This window comes from Dysgonomonas sp. 511 (assembly GCF_010501105.1).
In the GTDB taxonomy this organism is placed as follows: domain Bacteria; phylum Bacteroidota; class Bacteroidia; order Bacteroidales; family Dysgonomonadaceae; genus Dysgonomonas.
On sequence record NZ_QVMQ01000037.1, the window covers coordinates 1,190 to 5,577 of the forward strand.

The window sequence follows — 4,388 nt, forward strand, 5'->3', positions numbered from 1 at the left end:
CTTGCCGAGTAAAGGTACTGATTCCTTGCTTCGGCTACAGGGCTTTTTATATCCATGCGCTGTGGTAAATTTAGCGAATTATATTCTATTCCCAAAATGCCTTTGTGAGAATCTGAGATCATTGCCCCATCATGAAAAAAAGTAACACAAGTAACCCTATTTCGCTGTTTTTTGTGTTACTCTTTTGTATATAGATACACATTCCTGTCAATAATTGAGGTTGATAGAAATGTTTTATAGACTACCTCATAGCGCAATGGTCAGAGTTAGATGATGTCATGACGAACCTCCCATGTATTGAATACATTATTTATTCATAAATTATCTTTTTTAGCAAGATAGGAACCTTTCCTTAATTGTCTTAATAGTAATTGGTAGTTTTTTCTCCCATCCTTATCTCCTAATGATTCTGCTTTTTTATATAATTCTAAGGCAAAATTCAGATCCTGCTTTACACCTTCTCCACTTTCATAAAATCCTGCAAGGTTATTAAATGCTGCAGCAATATTATTCGAAGCGGCTCTTTTGTACCAATAAACACATTTTCTAGGGGAATAATTAGGATTCTTTCCCCAAAAATTAATATTTTCATATGTCTGTCCTAAGTCATACTGAGCAAGAGGAAAGCCTTGATATGCAGATTTTCTCAAATACGTTAAATATAAATTATACATATCAACTTTATTGCAATGCTTATTTTCAATAGTGTAATCTCTGCTATATAGCTTATTTATAATATATTGCGCCTTATTGTATTGTAACTCACCTTTCATTTTTTTGTTGATCATTTATATTTTTATCATTTTTCGGAGGATGCTTCTTATTCCAATAATCATCAAATCCTTCAGGTTTTGGTTTTGTCTTTGTTTTTCCATTTGCATCCTTATACTTAACTTTTTTAGAATCATTAGGGTCGGGTGTCATTTTTTTAAAAGGATTATCAGTACCCTCGGGCTTTGCTGTTCTTCCCCGTTCACCTTTACCTCCTCCATTAGAACCCATTTCAGAAACTCGTCCTTTTCCTTCAGATAAATTTTTAATTCCAGCTGAGATATTCACAGCTCCATGCGCTATTAAAGCAATACCTTCAATTGAAACAGTTAAAGACAAGCCTAAGGTTTCAGGAGCAGCAACAACACCTCCTGTTGTAGCACCCACTCCGCTTATTATCTCCTTCGCGCCAATTACAACACTTGCTATATCCCCAACATCTTGTCCCAAATTATAAGCTTTTGCATCACTATATTTTCCCATTTCCCTTACAGAAGTATTTCCACCTGCAGCATTATCAATTACAGCAACAGCAGCCCCCTCTACAAAGCTAGAAATTTTTTGAGCCCCCTTTTTAATTTTATCTCCAATATCTCCCAATGATGGGTACATTCCATTTTCATCAATTAAGATAATTGGATTATTATAACAATACATATATGGCGACCAAGAATAAAAGCTTTCTGCATGTGGATCGACACTCGTAAACCGCCAATCATCCTTATATCGCGCCGAATAGTCATACCAGTTCAGCTCATGCTTCCTATCCAACTCCTTGCCATTATACTTGTATGGCTGCACCTCTTCGTTCTCATTGTCGGCAAATGCCATACCGAATGGGTAATAATCATTTTGCTGTACGATATTGCCTTCTTCGTCTACTACTACACGGTTATTGCCTAAGTGATCGGTTAAGTAGAAATAGTATTTGCCATCTTCTATATAGCCGCCGTCTATCAGGATGCGTTTCAATTGCCCATTCTCGTAGATTTTATTGCCTACGTAGTCGGTAACGGTTTCCATATCCAGCGAGGCTTCGTTGATAGCCGTACCTATTATCGGAGTATTCGAGTAGTTAGAGTTCCACCGCTGTGTAACCCTTAGTTTTGCACCGCTTGCCGAGTAAAGGTACTGATTCCTTGCTTCGGCTACAGGGCTTTTTATATCCATGCGCTGTGGTAAATTTAGCGAATTATATTCTATTCCCAAAATGTCTTTTACTGCAAAAAAGTAACAAAGATAACACGTTTATGCTTGTTTTTTATTGTTACTTTTTGTTGCTTTTCTTTTGTATATAGATAAACCATCCTGCCAATAATGGGATTGACAGGATGGTTTTATCGCGGATTATAAAATACCGTGAGTAGTTACTTCGTAGTTACAACCTCCGAAGGATGGGATTTGGTATTGTTAATAAGGACTCTCTTAGACCAAAAGCTTTTTTTTGTTTTTTGTTTTTTTTGCATTCGCTCATTTATCTTTAAACCATCTTCAAAAAATGTTTGATTGGATAAAACGATATTACCCTTTTCAAAGCATTCATTTAGTTTCGAATAGAACAACTTGTTTTTGTAATATGTCAGCGTGTCTGTGCCATTTATGTTATTAATCGATCCATACACATTGGCTTTGTTCCATCCCTCGGGAGTACTTATATAAAATGGACTTTCTTTTGTATTCTCAAATATAAAATCACATTTCTTTAGTATAGAATCGGGGATAATGCAGCAACTTACTCCTACTAAAAAATCTGGTTGAGATAAAGCTTTTAATAAGACTTTATCTTTAGCAATACTATATATACAGTGAATTTTAACTTTTCTGTATTTTTCATTCATATCACATCTATATTCTTGTGTATATACACATTGAATATCGTCAACAAATTCAAAGGATTCGGATTTTAGTGTGTCAATATTAATAAATATTCTATTCTTTAGTGATATACCTTTGGTACTTTCACAAGCAAGTAAAATTGTAAATATAATTATGATTAATAAATAAATATTTTTCATTTCAATCTGCCGTTCTCATCAACACTAAATTTCAACCTTATTTGCAACAAGACATTAGTTTTTATGCCAGAACATATACCTGGATCCCATTTAGGGGAAAACTTAATAATATCTATTATCATATTCTCTTCTTCTGTATATTCTCTTTCTTTTTTATTTGCTATCCTGCTCCCTATCAAATTTCCCATTTCATCAATAACAAACTTCAATTTGATAGAGAATTGCATTCCAGCCTTTGTCTTATCTTCGTATTTTTTAGCTATAAATCGACCAATATCCCCTTCTTCTATTGGAAAGATTGGCATTTTATCCACGTAAAAATATACATTTTTATTCGTAACACTGTCATGTATAACGGGGTAGTTACAATCTATATTTTGAGATTTACATGACAATACTACAAATATCATAAGTATAAAATTAAATAGTTTGTAATATTTCCTATTTACATTACATTTCCTCTGGATTATTCCAATAATCATCATAATATTTTTTATATCTCTTTCCAAATTCTTCATCAGTTTCACCAGTTTTTCTAATAGGTCTTTGTCCATATCCCTGCATTTGTTTGTATATCGACTTAATTAAAAAGTTAAGTTGTCCGGGTGTTATACGATTCATTCCTGAATAAGAATTATATAAATCTTTAAAACTTTTCCCATCAATTTTGGTTTGACTATAGTTCATTACATTTTTATGGATGTCTTTTGCCGTTGTGGAAGTAGTTAAATATGTTCCATTTCCACGTGTCATCTTTGTATCTGATATGTACGTGGTAGCAGCAAGATCATCTATCCCTAATGTGTGCAATAACTCATGAACTCCAGTCTCCCCAAATTCAGTTATGCTTCGAGCATTTTCAACATATAATCCAACTAATTCCTGTCCCATTATATACATTCCGGCGGCCATGCCATCCCCTCCTTCTAGTCTGACACTTGGCGTAAAACGGCTAGGGTCTTTTCCTCCATCAAAATTCATTGTTGCCGATATTCTACCTCCAGAGACTTCCATAAAAGTGCTGTTCAACTGAGCACTGATTGCTGCTTTATAGGAATCAATTTGCGCTGCGGTTAAATTTAGATTAGATGATACTGAAAAGCCGACATTAAGTGTTATAGTCATAGTGCCATTAGCATTCACAACAATACCCCATTCTTTTCCATTTACATCAACTAATTTTATCGGGTTATTCCCACAATACACATACGGACTAATACTATAATACTTCTCTGCCAGCGGATCAACCGTTGTAAACCGTGGCACTGTACTATCATAATACCGTGCATGATAGTCATACAGATTCAGCCCATGCTTCCTATCCAACTCCTTTCCATTATACTTGTATGGCTGCACCTCTTCGTTCTCATTATCGGCAAATGCCATTCCGAATGGGTAATAGTCATTTTGCTGTACGACATTGCCGTCTTCGTCTACTACTACACGGTTATTGCCTAAGTGATCGGTTAAGTAGAAATAGTATTTATCGTCTTCTATATAGCCGCCGTCTATCAGGATGCGTTTCAATTGCCCGTTTTCGTAGATTTTATTGCCTACATAGTCGGTAACGGTTTCCATATCCAGGGAGGCTTCGTTGATAGC

The 4,388-nt window shown here is 35.0% G+C and carries 5 protein-coding genes; all 5 read right to left on the bottom strand.

The window, feature by feature from the left end; translation table 11 throughout:
- Window positions 1-314: 314 nt before the first annotated feature.
- Window positions 315-773 carry a tetratricopeptide repeat protein gene (locus tag D0T57_RS13520; RefSeq protein ID WP_163274019.1) on the bottom strand — a complete coding sequence of 153 codons (459 nt, stop codon included), beginning with the start codon at window positions 771-773 and terminating at the stop codon, window positions 315-317.
- Window positions 763-1,941, bottom strand: coding sequence for an RHS repeat-associated core domain-containing protein (locus tag D0T57_RS13525; RefSeq protein WP_163274020.1), 1,179 nt, complete (start codon window positions 1,939-1,941; stop codon window positions 763-765). The genes D0T57_RS13520 and D0T57_RS13525 overlap by 11 nt, the downstream gene beginning before the upstream one ends.
- 197 nt (window positions 1,942-2,138) lie before the next feature.
- A complete protein-coding gene (locus tag D0T57_RS13530; protein ID WP_163274021.1) occupies window positions 2,139-2,786 on the bottom strand; it encodes a hypothetical protein in 648 nt (215 codons plus the stop codon).
- Window positions 2,783-3,271: a hypothetical protein gene (locus tag D0T57_RS13535; protein WP_163274022.1), complete on the bottom strand. Its 489-nt coding sequence runs from the start codon at window positions 3,269-3,271 to the stop codon at window positions 2,783-2,785. Before D0T57_RS13535 ends, D0T57_RS13530 begins: the two co-directional genes overlap by 4 nt.
- Window positions 3,237-4,388 (bottom strand): RHS repeat domain-containing protein (locus D0T57_RS13540; RefSeq protein ID WP_304487054.1); only part of this gene is annotated, 1,152 nt, incomplete at its 5' end. The genes D0T57_RS13540 and D0T57_RS13535, both read right to left, overlap by 35 nt.